The sequence below is a fragment of the Methanosarcina sp. UBA289 genome, from assembly GCA_002496565.1.
Taxonomy (GTDB): Archaea; Halobacteriota; Methanosarcinia; order Methanosarcinales; family Methanosarcinaceae; genus Methanosarcina.
Genome location: DAKJ01000003.1, coordinates 29581 through 44812 on the forward strand (window position 1 = coordinate 29581; position 15232 = coordinate 44812).

The following is a 15232-nucleotide window of genomic DNA, read 5'->3' on the forward strand; positions in this document are numbered from 1 at the left end:
TTATATCATCTTGTTCATTTTAGATTAATGAAGACTTATTATCTAAGAGTATTTATACAAAGCCCAAAAAAACCATTTTTCAGGCAAAGCTATTAAAGCATATTTTGTAAGTGTGGTTATTTTCAACCCAGAAAGTAATTGAATTATCCTGCTCTATTTTATAACTAAGGAATTTTTCGGATGTATTATCGTAAACCCGTGTGTTTTTTCCAGCAGTTATATTTACATTTACAAGGGAAATAGCACCATTTGTGCGTGCATCGAATATGATAGAATCTTCAGTATATTGAAGGTTCTCAAAACTGGCATCATATGTATTTCTACTTATTTGACTATACTCATAAAAAGACACTATGGAGACATTATTTGACTCATAATTATCTATCCAGTTTAGAAACTTTGATCGGCTAATTGAATATTTTATAGCTGGATCATTATCCAGTTCATGGGTAAAAACAGGATGTACCATACCTGCTCTGGATGCCGGTTCCCACCATTCCCATGTGTTATCGTCCAGATTCCCAACAACTTTTTCTGCGTGGATTCCAGATTCTCCATTTCTCCAGAACATCCCTAAGTTTTCATATGCATAAATTGCATGTTTAACAGTGTCTCTATTTCTCATGGAGCACCAGCTTGTTGGTTTTCTCCCGAATATCTCATAAACGTATGAATATCCTTCATCCATTATTTTATATGCTTGTTCAAGTGGAAAACTATTCAGTTCCTTAGAGTAATGTACTCCTACATCCCAGGAATCATTGATGACCAGACTGCGCAAATATTCAAGATCTTTTTCATTGCACTGCTCAAGGATCTCTATATCAAACCAGATCGTCCCGTTATTATTTTTGCTGTTAAGATAGCGTATGCCCTGCTCCGTTGTATTCCTTAAATGCGGTCCATCAAGTCCAAAAGCCAGCATTTTATTGTTTCCAATTGCAGTTATGAATTTTCTATCTGCTATTTGGTTTATACTGTATATATCAACATCCAGATACGTTCCTTTTCCCAAAATAAATGAAGTGAACTTAATATACCCATTTGAAAAATCGACATATGGCAATCTCTGCCTGTCGGTGTTATAAAACGGTGTCACGATACAGTTCCCATTTTTTGTGGAGATCGTATTTGTTTTACTGCATCCATCAAATAAGATCTCAAAATAAGATTTTTCAGCTGTATTCCCGATGCATAAGGTTTCAGATCTGACATCTTCAGAAGAATCTTTAAAATAGCTTTTCAATATAATATTGTTATTTATTTTTTGGACAATCAACTTTGAACCCGGGCTATCAATTTCAACAAAACTTTGAGGATCGTCCGTATTTATATCCATTGAGATTTGATAAGTACATTTAACCATTGGTATAAGACTACAGATGTAAAGTGATCCAGTTTGCCTTGGCTGCTCTCTATAGTGAATTAGTGGTATGGAAGCAGCTTCACAGAATCTATGAGTTTTTGAAGATTTCATTAAATCTACTGTATGCCCATTTGCTACAAATTCAAAAATAGTATCTGCAACTGGAAATAAACTATAAGGAGATAAACAGGAGCTTCTTGTGACTTTATACTTTAGTGATTTTGAGGCATTGAAAGAAATCTCTGATCTAAGAATCCCGTAAATTGCAGAATACAGTTTGTCATAAATCTTATTACCCTGATGTTTTGCAATAAAAATATTATTTGGAATACCGTTAGCTTTAGAGTAATTTTGAGAAAATAAGGTGAGAATACCCTGATCAATATTATTATAGACTTTTGGAGTACCGTTACTAGGAAAAGCTTTAGTTCTCCCAATACATGAACATAATGTAGATAGTGTTGGGAAAAATATATTAAGACGATGACGTCTGTTCACTAAACCACCACATCAATTTTATGTCCAACTCTCAATTTGACTTGACTTTATTTAAGTCGATGCCCATCTGAACGCATTTAAGTCTTACGCATTATTGCATGATATTTGTACTCGTAATACATCGATTGCACATAAGTCATTTTAAACCCATGTTTATTTGCAATTTTTTCGATTGTGTAGGGATTGTGAGAAAAACCGAGAATATCTTTTGGACGATTTTTAAAGCTTGCCGATATCATAGTCCGAAACTCGAAACCTATTTTGCACAAAATTTTGAAGACGTTTGTGTCTCGTGAGAATACCCCTATCTTCCATAATGGGTATAAGCGAGAATCCAGTATGTCAAAAAATACTATTTTTCCATCTTTATTCAGATACTTTGATGCTTCAAAGATAAATGTATCAATTTCTTGAAATGTCAAGTATTGAATTACACCGGCTGCAGTTATTCGATCAAAGGAAGAATCCAGATTCTTCCAGAGTGTTTCATGGTCAGCAAGGATTAGATTTATGTTTTGACACTTTTTTTTCTCGATCCTTCTACTTGCTTCTTCTAGCATAGATGGGGAAAAATCCACTCCTACAAGCTGTTCATATTCCAGAGCATAGTAAGTCAGGAGTTCTGCTGAGCCACACCCGAAATCAAGAAGCGTTTTGCCTCCATCAAGATGGAACAATTTTTCCCTGGCTTCCAGAGAAAGAAACTCCTCAGACGAACATCTGTGTCCTCCGTGTTTCTTATCCTTAAAAAAAATTTTCCAGACATTTTTTGGTTTCGACATGCTTTTCTTACTCCTAATTTTGCTCTTTTCTATACCTCTCCCCAGATAATTTGTAACTTCCAGATTAACAGTTTTTTAGCTATTTGTTAAGCTGGTTAGTAGCTGCAAAAAAGACAAAGAAGTCTCTATTTCACACATATGAGTATAAATATATATAAGTTTTGATTAATTATGATATCAGTAACATAAAATTAACAAGACAACTAAAGTATTACGTCTACCCTAACAAATTTGAATGTAGTCACATCTGCTCGTGAATCGCATATCTTTTAATATTAGTTCAAATACACTTAATATAATATATAATTTTATTTCACACTTGTTTGAAAATAACCCAATAATACAATATTTTAATCCGCTTTTTCTTTAATTTGTTGTCTTCTTAAAGGCACTTCTGATTTATAAAGCCGCGAAAACAGGTAGACTCCTCCGCTGAAAGTAGATAGGAACAGAACCACAAGAGTCCTCATATTTCTCACAGTTTTCCAGCTCCACCTGTTAGCTACGAATAAGGAGCTGAGAGCCAGAGTTATAAGCCCGAAGAAACCGTGAATATACAGAATTGCAGGAGCTGCTCTGGCAATTATAAGCCTTACTCCAGAGTACATCATATACAGTAAAGATAAGGCTCCCAGGATGTATCCGAAAGTGTTTATCTTCCCGTGTCTTGGGATTCCTTCTTTTTTTGAACAGCTTAGCTTTAATGCAGTAAATCCAAGTATATAAGTCAACAGTGTCGAAACCTGCAATTTAAGCGAGATTTTCCTGAGCTGGTTAATGCCAATTCCCATTACCAATTATAGCACCCCTCAAAATAAAGTTGCATTTTTCACCTTATTTTCAAAATAAGATCCACGCTTAAAGATTCCTTTGGAAACAAAGTTTCTGAGAAATATTCCATTACCGGAAACTTACTTAGGCTTTTTCAGGCTTCGCCAAAAAATAACAATCGGATAAGTGGCTAGATAAGTAGCATAGTAAATAGCCAGACAAATTTTGAGATAGCTTATTAATAGAAGGATAACATTAGGCTTCCGAAAGGTCGATTTTCCATGAGAAGGCAGTGCATAAAAGTTCCTAAAAAGAAAGGAGAACCTGTAAGGAGAATACTCCTTGAGCTTGAAATTCTGGATAACTCCGTAAAAATAGGTGCAGACCAAGCATTTCTTTATCTTCCCCTGACAAGAGAGCCTGCCCCTGATGAGCTACAGAGTATTCCTGAAGGAATTGAGCTTATTGAGTTCGATTTCGAGCCCCAGAAAAAGAAACCTGTTCCAGAGGACCTGCTCGGTTTCAACCCTGCTTATGAAGTTATAGGAGATATCGCCCTGCTGGAAGATTCTGAGCTTGATAATAAGAAAGCCTCAAGAATTGCCGATGCTCTCCTTCGAACCTTGCCGAATATAAAAACCGTACTCAAGCCTCTCACGCCTGTTATAGGGGAATTCAGGGTTAAGGAATTTGAGGTTGTTGCAGGTGAGACCAGAACAGAAACAGTTCACAGAGAATACAGCTGCCGCTACAAAGTCGACCTTGCACGGGCTTATTTTACTCCACGTCTCTCAACCGAGCGCTCAAGAATTCTTTCATGGGTTAAGGAGGGAGATACCGTTGTTGACATGTTTGCAGGAGTCGGCCCTTACAGTATCCTGATAGCAAAGAGCAAGAAGCCTTTAAAAGTCCTGGCAATTGATAAAAACCCGGAAGCTGTTCGTTATCTTAGGGAAAATATAATTCTTAATTCTGCGAAAAATATCAAAGCAATCGAAGGCGATGCCAGGGAAGAAGCAAAAAAGTTTGCAGGGACTGCCGACCATGTAATTATGAATCTGCCTCATAATGCCTTTGAGTTTCTAGACTCTGCGGTTCTCCTGACAAAACCTGGCGGAATAATTCATTATTATGGAATAACTCCTGAAGATAACCTCTTTGAAAGCTCCATTGAACTCATAAGGACGGCTGCGGAAAAAACAGGAAGAAAAATCGAGATTCTGGAGAAAAGGGTAGTCCGTTCGTATGCCCCTCACCAGTATAATATCTGCATAGAGGCCAGGGTTATTTAAAGGAAGTCAGAATTATTTAAGGGATAACAGGATTTACACAAGTGTTGCAAAAGCAAATAGTCCTTCCCGAGCGAAATAATTAAATTCTTGATCGCTATTTTAAGTCTGCTTATCTTTTTCTGTTCATTTGCCGTCGTGGCTTAGCGGTATAGCGGCTGATTCGTAATCAGCAGGCCGAGGGTTCAAGTCCCTCCGGCGGCTTAATAAAATTTTTCCGTTTAGTGCCCTCTTTTTGTGGATTGGCAGAGAATGAGCAATGATTTTTACAATTTGAGTATTAATACAAGATAAGAGTCCTTCCAAATCAGTGTTAGAACTAAGAATATAGAATACTTATTTTGGGTAATAAATGTGCATTTAGACTCCTCCAATAAATATGCATTTTAAAAGTCAATTAGTTAGGAAAATAATCAATAATAATCTTTAAAATCAATAACTAATTAATATAAAACCTTTATTTTTTCACAATTTATGTTTATTTATAACTAAGGCGTCTGATATCATTTTCATCCATATAAAATTCAATGATAAAAGTGAGGAAATAATGCTGTTTAATCAATTAAAACATCTAATCCCTCTAAATAGCAAATAGATCATTTAATGAATGTAGATTAATTGGGTAAGGACTGGTACTATATTTAATTGAGAAAAATAAGGCTTAATAGTCCTTAAAAACTAATCATTTTTTGAGGAGTCTATAGGAATAATACTGTTATTATTTCACGTTGAATATATTATATTGCCTCTAAAGAATATATTATCTTGGGTTTTTAGGATAAAATAAGTCCTTTATACGGGTTATATATTTGAAGTCTCCAAGTTAATTGTTCTGTGGGAAAATTACTGAACATTTCTGACCTGTTTTATAGCTTCTGACCTTTCTTTCGACAAGAATTAACTAATACAGAGATAATAGTATCAGGCGGGATATTCTGGCCTGCCTCCAATCATCTCTATCAAATTATAGACTAGATGCCTACCTTCTACATCAATCTCCCTAAACTAGTATTTTAGCTCATTTTGTGTCAATTCCAGTGGCTAATTAGAGGTGTTTAAAATAAAGGTCATTGATTACATGAAGATATTATTTTTCATTGCAGTTGTATTAAGTTTTACTGGAGAGTTGGAATCATTTTCAGATACAACTAACTTAAAAATCACTGAAAATATTAACCAAGGTAATATCACACTATTCTCACAAAATTATAGTGAAATAAATAATGTCCCGAACAATATTTTCATTGCCAAAGTTTGGAATAATACAACTAAATCTGAAAATGAAAATTCAAAGGTTCATGAAAAATATAAATCTGAAATTCTTTTTGATAATAATTCGAAAGAGTTGAAGTATACAACCACAAGAAAATCACCTCTATATCCTCTATATGTTTGTGATCTTACGCCTATGGTTAAATGTAGCTACGAAATCTCAATGGGCATAAAAACAGATGATCCACAAAGTTTTGTTGAACTTGACACTCCGGGCTCAAAAATGAGAATTAAAGAAATAGATAATAAAACTGCCTTGAATAGTTATTTCCGGACCGATTCTGGCAATATAGACTCTAAAAGCATATTTATTGGCAACGCTAAAGAGAATTTTAGTTGCAAAATTATATTTGATGGAGAAAATAAAACAAATACGATCTGCACAGAAGATGGTAACTGTATAGTTACTCCATATTATAACCTTGAAAGACAAAAATTGCCGTATGTAGACTTTTCAAATGGGTATATCAAGTTCACATCTTTTTTTATGGGAGGAGGAACATATCTGGATGTTGATATACACAGTATAAACCAGAAAGCTGACAGAAAATTCATAACTTCAATTGGAAATAGCAAAATGATAGCATTCGGAATTGATGGGCCTCATCCGATAAATACAGTTGAACAGGGAATTAATTATCTGAACAGTAAGGATAGCAGAGGGACATTATGGTTTGACGTAAGATCTATTGACGAATGTAATGAGACGGATCTTGAATACCTAAAGAATCTGGTTAATAATGACTCTTGGGAAACAGGTATACATTTCTCTAAAGAACTGAATAATTTACCCCTTGAACAGGCGTATAAAACAATTGACGAAGAATATACATATGTTTATGAGAAAATTGGAAAAAAGCCAACAAGTTGGTGTTCCTTAAGAAATAACGATAACATTACTCATGCAATTTACGCATATAAAAAATGGGGAATGTACTGGAGAAACGGAGACTCAGGAGTTCATACTGAAAAGATTGTTGGGAACCTGTACGATAACACATGGGAATGGTGGGAACCAGCATCCTATGCCGGAATGTCACACCCAGTATTTACCCATGAACTGGATAAGAATCCTGCCATCAAATATTCAATTAGCCGATCAAAGTTTCTAAACTGGATAGATAATTATGAGTCAAATAATGTATCCATAGAGTCTTTTTACGAATATAGTCAAATAAATCGTAATACATATGATGCATATTTTGATAATATAAGTTCCAATGGAAATATCATCACATTCAATGCATATACAAACGGTATCAGATCTTTAGTAAATGTGAATGTAACTGCTGGAAGCGACACACAGGTCTACGACCGTACATCAAATGAGTCCTTGAATTACATCCTGGAAAAAGATAAATCAATTACTTTCTGGGTTGAAAATAATCATACTTATAATGTGTATCTGAATAACACGATACTTCTGCATTGAAAGCAAAAAAATTGAGTATGGTCACCCTACCCTAAAAAGGCTGTCTGGTAATCCAAAATAGGCATGATACAGACATGTTCATATCAATTACCTTTACATTCATCTTTCACATTGAATATATTATATTGTCTCTAGGAATATATTCTCTTGGTCATTTAAAAGGTAAAAAAGTTCTTTTATACGGATCATTTATTTGCAGTTTCCAGAGACTTGGGATTAATTAGAAATTGATGCACCAGGAGTTTTGGCAACTAAAGTTTTTATTTGATCAACAAAATATATAATTAACGTTTATAACATAAATTTACTCAATATTCCTTGAATATGATAATATCTTTACAGAATATCTATTGATTTTTGTTTTTGTCACTCAAGAGAATTCGAATTAACAGAAAATAACTTTTTATAAGCTTATTATTTGTGCATTATTGACACGAATTACTATTTTTTGCTGTTTTTATACTCATTGCCCTTAGTTTATAAATAGTATTCATATATCCTGAGAAAACTGATGAAACATAACACTTTTTTCTTATGACACTTTTTGCTTACAATTCTAGTAGAATATTGCAATCCATATGACTTTTAAGATCTAACAGTTATCTTCAATCCCTTGACTAAAAAATTAGGATTTAAAATATAATAATAACTATTCGATAATATTAAGTAACATTGACTAGCTTAATAAATTGGATTTATATATTTAATCGAGGATTTCAAAGTTAATTCTTAACTGATCTATCAACGCTAATCTCAGATCAATGACCGTATGGAACTTAAAGCCTCCTTCTTGGGATTATTGCTGAGATGAAGCATTGGAAATGATTTCTGTGGGTGTTTCTGTGTTAAAATTAAGAAGCCGTTTCATAGCTTTATTGCTTGCCGTTTTTATATTAATGGCAAGCTCTGGAATAGGTGTTGTAGCAGCTGATTCAACTGGAGATAATTCAACCATTGTAAATTCAGATGAATATAATATTGAAGAGGAAACTACTGTTGTTGATACTTCTAATGATAATATCGAAGACTCCATTGTAGAAGAAGACACAATAGTAGCAGACGGTTCTACTGTAGTCGATAATACAGTAATATCAACAGACGATGATACTACTTACATATCTTCAGATGATGATACCGCGTATGTAAATACAGATGATGATACTATTATAGCAAACAATTCTTCTGTATACGATGACGTTACGTATATATCATCAGATGACGACACAAATATAAATGACTCATCCTATTACGAATATTCCCCCGAATCACAGACTAATATCCAGTATGAAGAGACAAATCAGATATATATAGATAATAGTCAAACTGTATCTGTTGATGTTAAAAATGACAATTCAGTTGTCAACAATATATATTTTGAATCAACAAAAGATTCTGGTAAAGCAACAGTTGTTGTTGAGGACCTGAAAGATAAGACTTGTTTAACTGAGAAGCCACCTGCAGGCACTGTATACAAATCTTTTAATATATGGATTGACAACGGTGGTGCTGCAAACAATATTGAAAATGCAGCTGTCAACTTTAAAGTTGAAAAGTCCTGGCTTAAAGCAAATAGTCTGGACGAATCATCCATTGTCCTGAACATGTATGATAAAGGAAAATGGGTGGAAGTACCAATTACCATAACAGGACAGGATTCAAAGTATGTGTATTTTACAGCAGAAGTGTCAGAATATTCTTCATTTGCAATTACAAGTAAAACTGTGGTTGTAAATACACTTCTTGAACAGTCAGATTCAAAAGCTGAAAATAATTCTGAAGAAGAAATAGATGGTGCAACAAAAAGTGAAATAATACATCTTCTGGAATACATTATTGAATTGCTTAAATAAAGGGAAGATTATCTTCCCACTTATTTTTATGATTTTTATAGCAAAAAGAAACATAAGGTTTTAGCTTATATTTCTTTTTTATATGTCTTATAAATCTATTTTGGGATGGTAAACTACTGTAGCTGATATTATTTTGACGTTGTATGCATGATACCCATTTTAATTTATTTATTTATTTATTTATTTATTTATTTATTTATGTACATATTTATTTATAGATTTAATTTCATAATTTTCGGCTTTGTAGAAATCTTCTGAAATAAAGAATTTTCATTAAATTGAGCTAAATAGCCTGACCTGTTTTACTTTCTTATTTTCAGCCTATTGTAGCTGATTTAGATAGGTTTTCTACAGAGCCACAAGTTCATTTTTATATTACATATAGATAAAAATAAACACATATGCTAGAAGAAAACAAAACTGCCCGAAACTTCAAGGAACTTAAATGGAGTGATCTCCAGGATTGGGCTGGAGAGAAAGCCACTGCAAAGGGGATCAAGTATCAGGAAGAAGGGCGGGTAAAGGAAATCAAATTCGCCTTCTCAGGCAACCTGGTCGCACGGGTAGAGGGGACAATAGAGTATTTCACAGAAGTATCTCTAGAAAATGGAAAACTGAGTTCGGTCTGTACTTGTCCTGTTGGACATGACTGCAAACACGGAGTCGCAGCCGTACTTGAATATCTCGACCTTATAGAGCAGGGAGAAGATGTGCCGGTTGTTACTGATGAAGACCTCCTTATTAAAAGATCCAAGAGAGGATTTGCAGGAGCAGGAACTTCCGAAGCCTCCAAAAATGAAGAATCTTCACTGGTTCTCCGCAAATATCTGGAACAGCTGGAAAAACCGGAATTAATCGAGATACTAACAACGTTTGCAAAAAAAGACAGCACACTTGGCAAGTATCTGAGAGAGCGCCAGAGCTTTTCATCCGAAAATCTGGAAGGAGTTATTGGGGGTATCTATTCCGAATTGGACGAGCTCTGGAGAAAAGTGAAGAGCTCTGATTTCTGGAGTTACGAAGGCGAAGATCTACCTGATTTTTCAGAGGTGCAGGTTCGGATGGAAAGCCTCCTTGATTCAGGCCATCCTGACGAGCTGCTTGATATTGGAAAAGAACTCATGGACCGGTATAAAGAAATTGAAGAATATGACGAAGAAGGGGATATAGGAACACAAATCTCCGACTGCATAGACGTGGTGTTCAGAGCTTTATCTCAATCCTCTCTTCCTGCACATGAGAAAATGCTTTATGCCCTTGAGCTTGAGCTAAAAGACGACTACAGCATTCTTAATGAACCTGCTCTCTGGAAAGAAGCCCATACTCAGGAAGAATGGAGGCTATTTGCAGAAGTCCTAAAAGTCCGATTACAAGAAGCTGAAAAAGAAAAAGATATCCTGTATGGCTCATACTGGGAACGAGACTATGTTGTTGACAGGCTTATAGAAGCCCTGAGAAAAGCCGGGATTTCTGAAGAGATTATCCCGATCTCCGAGCTCGAAGCTGAAAGAACAGGCAATTATACAAGGCTTGTCAGAGAGCTGCTTGATTCCGGGCAAAAAAAGAAAGCCGAAGAATGGATTTATAGAGGAATCAAAAAACTAAGAAAATATGAACCTGGCACTGCCTACGAGCTCTTGCAAATCCTTATTGAGCTTAAGGAGAAAAAGGAAAACTGGCTTTTCATAGCTGCCCTTGAAACGGAAGAGTTTTTTAGATTTCCCCAACTGCCCAGTTATATTAAGATGCAGAAAGCCGCTAAAAAAATTGGTAAATGGCTGGAGATTCGAGAGGCTGCCCTCAAGTACTTGAGATGCGGAGAGTTGCCAGTTAACCAGCCCAAAATTGCTGAAGAACTTTCAATCCTTCCTGACGTTCTCCCGAAAACAGGGTTACTGGAGAGCTCATTAGAAAAAATTAAACCTCCTGTCCTTGACCTGTTGATACGTATAGCTATTCAAGAAAATGATGCTGACGAAGTAGTCCATTGGTATGAAGAGCTTAAAAGTAGCAAAGGCGAAGCCGAAAAATCCCGCGAGTCCATCTTAGAAGATGAAATTGCAAATACAGTAAAGGAAAAATATCCTGCGATTGCAATTGAGATCTGGAAAAACATTGCAGAAGATTTGATCTCCAAAACAAAAGTAAGCTCATATGAGGCAGCATCAATATACCTTCGAAAAGTAAAGAAGACTCTGGAATCTATTGGAAAGAAAGAAGAGTGGGAAGCCTATCTCAAGCAGATTCGGGAAGCAAACAGGCTCAAAAAGAAGCTGCTTGAAATCCTGAATAGGCTGGAAAAAGCCCAAATTATCGCGAGTGAATAAAGAATATAAAGGAAATTTTGCCGGTAAAATGGATTGGGAAATATATACGCTCAATTTTATATATTTAGAATGACATAATTAAAAATAGGTTCAGGCTAACCTTGACTTCAGACTCATATAGATTTCAGGCTAACCTGAATTTTAGACTTACGTGAACTTCAGACTAATCTGAATTTAAGACTAACCTGAACTTAAGACTAACCTGAACTTAAGACTAACCTGAACTTAAGAGACTAACCTAAACTTAAGATTCATCTGGATTTCAGACTAATTTGGCCTCTAAATCCCAGATGTGCTTTGAAAATACAGATTTAAGATACTGATCTGAAAGAATAGCATAAAAAAGTAAAGAAAAAATTTAGAAAAAATAAAGGAGCCATAAAATGCCAGCAAAAGTCAAGAAAGAAGAATGTACAGGCTGTGGAACTTGCGTGGAGGAATGCCCTGTAGAAGCAATCACTATTGATGAGGACGAAGGTTGTGCAGTCGTCGATGAAGACGAATGTGTAGATTGTGGAGCCTGTGAAGAAGCCTGCCCCAATGAAGCCATAACGGTAGAATAACCTTGAAAACCGGAGCTCAACGCTTTAAATAAAGTCTGCAAACAAAACCGGGTATTCGGAAGGAGGGCACAAAGCTGGTCAGGTAAAGAAAATTTAATCAACGCTTGAAAGCTGCTTCCCATTCTGACTTCCTATTTTTCAGAAATCGCCGGTTTGCTCCGCTTGAAGAAGGAAGGACTTTTGTTTCATACCCCATTGCCCTTAGAATCGGTTCGTATTCTCCGGATTTCTTGCCGTTAAAAAGAATTAGCTTTAGGTTCGGGGCTATTTCTTTCAGGATTGAAAATTGATTTATCTCTTGGTTCTTTATCTTGGAATCCTCGCTTCCTTCCCTTTTTCCGGCTTTAAAGACATCCCAGAGCCCTATTTTATTACGTTTCAGAGTATCAAGCCGTTTTTGGTAACCCATATCCTGAAGGTCTTCTCCGATAATATTGCCAAGGAGCCTCCAGAAATCATTGCCTGGATGCCCGTAGTATTGATGCTTCCTGATAGAAACGTCACCCGGAAGAGACCCGAGAATAAGGATTTCAGTATTTTCGTCAGCTACTGCAGGAAAACCTTGCTTTTTCATTGATTAAGTAAGGTGGAACTTAAGGTTATTTCAAGCTTTGGGAACAAGAAACATTTTATTCAGAAAATAATTTTCTTTTTTCAATATTTTATATGCAATTATTTTCTTATATTGTAATTATAGCGCGTATGTAGGTAATTAGCTATTTTTATTTCAATTTCTAGTCTGTCTCGTTTTATAGGATTATACTTTATTACATGGAGTTTAATTTTCTCAATATTTTTTGTTTTTGATTGTCTGCTATTGTATCTGTATTGAAATATTATATAGATTTGAATCTGCTAAGTCATTGCAGGAAACAACAATGTTTCTTTTTATTGGTTTTAATTATTATAGAAAAATGAGGCTACATAAAACATTGGATAAATAAGCTTAAGACATTAACAATAGGATTAAAACTGGTGCCTTAAGAAAATAGCTTTCTAACAGGAGATTATTTTTAGTAATAAAAGAAATAATATTGGAAATATAGGCAATTTTATATATTAGTGATAAGCTTGGGAACTAAATACTGATTTCGTATTTTGAAAAGGAGTATTATGTTTTCATACTGGATAATATTCACAGCCTAATCACAAATCTGCATCAGTAAAATGTGAGAGTTTTTTGATGTTGATTGAGATCAAAAATAAAAAATGTATTTTAGTCAGGTGTTAATTGTGTGGAAAATAACAAAATATAATCGCATAATGGCGCTGTTATCTGTCTTTCTAATATTAATAATGGGTTCTGGACTAGGTGCTGCAACCGAGATAATAGTACGCAACGGTGAATCCATACAGGTTGCAGTGGATAACGCAACGCCAGGTGATACAATAATTGTAGAGCCTGGAACCTACAATGGAAACATTGTCCTCAATACAGAAAATCTAGTAATTATGTCTCAATCAGGTAATCCTGAAGACACAATAATTCAAGGAGATGGTTTTGATCTTAAAAGTGATGCACAGGGGACAGTTATCAAAGGCTTTACTTTAAAAGGCACAGATAATTCTTACGGAATAAATCTCAATGATTATGCTGACTGTACAATTGAAAAAAATAAAATAGAGAATTATAATACTGCCGTTAGCACCAGTATATACTCTACCTTTACGATAAATAATAATGAAATTTCAAGTTGTGATTCTGGAATTGATATCGGTGAATCCTATAGCGCTACTGTCAAAGACAATACAATTTCAAATTGTAGAACAGGAGTCGTTGTGGGAGATTTAGGGAATGCAAATATTGAAAACAATATGATCAAAGAAAATGATAATGGAATAGCCTTAATGTACGAAGCTCGTGCTACTATTGTTGGTAATAATGTAAACTTTAACAAAAAGTGTGGCCTTTACGATAATTCATATGGCGGTAGCACAATTTATAACAATTACTTCAATAACACAGTAAATGTGATTTTTGGCAGTAATCACAATTACCCTAACACCTGGAATACTACAAAAACAGCCGCTGCAAATATAATAAGTGGCCCTCATATTGCAGGAAACTATTGGGCTAAACCTGACGGAACAGGCTTTTCTCAAACACACTACGATGCAGATGGAGACGGTATAGCAGAAGATGAAGTCGTGTTAAACGAGAAAGAAATTGACCATGCAGCCATCGTATCATCAAATATAGTAACACCGGAGCAGCCTGTAGAAACACCTAATGAGAATCAAACTGGAAATCAAACTGAAGCACCTAATGAGAATCAAACTGAAGCACCTAATGAGAGTCAAATTGGAAATCAAACAGAAATGCCCGCTCAGAATTTAACAGAGTTGCCTGTAGAGGGGATTGAAGACACTGGAAGCAGTAGCTCTGGCGGCAGTCATCACAGCTCTGGATCATCCGGTGGATCTGCAGGTGGATCTCCTGAGCCTCAGAAGAATGTTGAAGCTAAAGATACAGCTAGAGTTTTCATTCCTGGTGAGAAGCTTGTATATTTCAACTTTACAAATAATGTAACCGTTGTTGATTATATTAGCTTTGAGTCAGAAAAGACAATGGGTAAAACGACAGCAATTGTTGAAAACCTCAAAAACAAATCTGATCTTGTTACAGAACTTCCAGAAGGAAATGTATATAAGTCCTTTAATGTGTGGGTAGGAAACGGTGGTTATGGAGATTCTGACGATATTCGAAATGCAGCCATAAGCTTCAAGGTTGAAAAGGCCTGGATTCAGGAAAATAACATCAATTCGTCTTCTATTGTGCTTTATAAGTACGATAACAAAAATAAAGAATGGATGAAGTTGCCAGTAAACCTTACAAATGAGGACGATCAGTCCCTGCATTTCACAGCAAATGTGCCTGGCTATTCTTCTTTCGTGATAACAGGAGAGCAAAGCACATTAACAACAGAACTTACTCAAACAGAAGCAGATAGTAAGGGAAGTAATAATGAGAGCAATACTTCAAGTGAAACAGGTGCAGAAAATCCGAAGTCACCTGGATTTGGCATAATCGGCGTAGTTGTCGGTCTAATTTGTGCAATCAGATATAAAAGAACATAAAAGG

The 15232-nt window shown here is 35.3% G+C and carries 10 protein-coding genes and 1 tRNA gene; 7 read left to right on the plus strand and 4 right to left on the minus strand.

Annotation, left to right across the window (positions count from 1 at the left end):
* Positions 1 to 79 precede the first annotated feature (79 nt).
* The 3 genes from BP549_RS00325 to BP549_RS00335 form a co-directional block, all read right to left on the minus strand.
* On the minus strand, positions 80 to 1864 hold the full coding sequence (locus BP549_RS00325; RefSeq protein WP_292377304.1) for a hypothetical protein: 1785 nt from the start codon (positions 1862 to 1864) through the stop codon (positions 80 to 82).
* Between the two features lie 77 nt (positions 1865 to 1941).
* On the minus strand, positions 1942 to 2646 hold the full coding sequence (locus tag BP549_RS00330) for a class I SAM-dependent methyltransferase (RefSeq protein ID WP_292377306.1): 705 nt from the start codon (positions 2644 to 2646) through the stop codon (positions 1942 to 1944).
* A gap of 350 nt (positions 2647 to 2996) precedes the next feature.
* The gene (locus BP549_RS00335; RefSeq protein ID WP_292377308.1) at positions 2997 to 3443 is read right to left on the minus strand and encodes a hypothetical protein; all 447 of its coding nucleotides are present in this window, start codon (positions 3441 to 3443) and stop codon (positions 2997 to 2999) included.
* 255 nt (positions 3444 to 3698) lie between these two features.
* Here BP549_RS00335 and BP549_RS00340 point away from each other — a divergent pair, with 255 nt between their 5' ends.
* The 6 genes from BP549_RS00340 to BP549_RS00365 all read left to right on the plus strand — a co-directional run bounded on the left by BP549_RS00340 (position 3699) and on the right by BP549_RS00365 (position 12150).
* On the plus strand, positions 3699 to 4709 hold the full coding sequence (locus tag BP549_RS00340; protein ID WP_292377309.1) for a class I SAM-dependent methyltransferase: 1011 nt from the start codon (positions 3699 to 3701) through the stop codon (positions 4707 to 4709).
* 129 nt (positions 4710 to 4838) lie between these two features.
* A tRNA-Thr gene (locus BP549_RS00345) sits at positions 4839 to 4910 on the plus strand.
* Between the two features lie 847 nt (positions 4911 to 5757).
* Positions 5758 to 7410 carry a hypothetical protein gene (locus tag BP549_RS00350; RefSeq protein WP_292377311.1) on the plus strand — a complete coding sequence of 551 codons (1653 nt, stop codon included), beginning with the start codon at positions 5758 to 5760 and terminating at the stop codon, positions 7408 to 7410.
* 821 nt (positions 7411 to 8231) lie between these two features.
* Positions 8232 to 9260, plus strand: a complete 1029-nt coding sequence (locus BP549_RS00355) for a PGF-pre-PGF domain-containing protein (protein ID WP_292377358.1) — start codon at positions 8232 to 8234, stop codon at positions 9258 to 9260.
* Positions 9261 to 9661: 401 nt separating this feature from the next.
* Positions 9662 to 11587, plus strand: a complete 1926-nt coding sequence (locus BP549_RS00360; protein ID WP_292377312.1) for an SWIM zinc finger family protein — start codon at positions 9662 to 9664, stop codon at positions 11585 to 11587.
* 383 nt (positions 11588 to 11970) lie between these two features.
* Positions 11971 to 12150, plus strand: a complete 180-nt coding sequence (locus BP549_RS00365) for an indolepyruvate ferredoxin oxidoreductase subunit alpha (protein ID WP_292373744.1) — start codon at positions 11971 to 11973, stop codon at positions 12148 to 12150.
* Between the two features lie 97 nt (positions 12151 to 12247).
* On the opposite strand, the gene BP549_RS00370 is transcribed toward BP549_RS00365, so the two are convergent.
* Positions 12248 to 12724: a DNA-deoxyinosine glycosylase gene (locus tag BP549_RS00370; protein ID WP_292377314.1), complete on the minus strand. Its 477-nt coding sequence runs from the start codon at positions 12722 to 12724 to the stop codon at positions 12248 to 12250.
* Positions 12725 to 13374: 650 nt separating this feature from the next.
* Here BP549_RS00370 and BP549_RS00375 point away from each other — a divergent pair.
* Positions 13375 to 15228, plus strand: coding sequence for a PGF-pre-PGF domain-containing protein (locus BP549_RS00375; RefSeq protein WP_292377316.1), 1854 nt, complete (start codon positions 13375 to 13377; stop codon positions 15226 to 15228).
* The last annotated feature ends 4 nt before the right edge of the window (positions 15229 to 15232 follow it).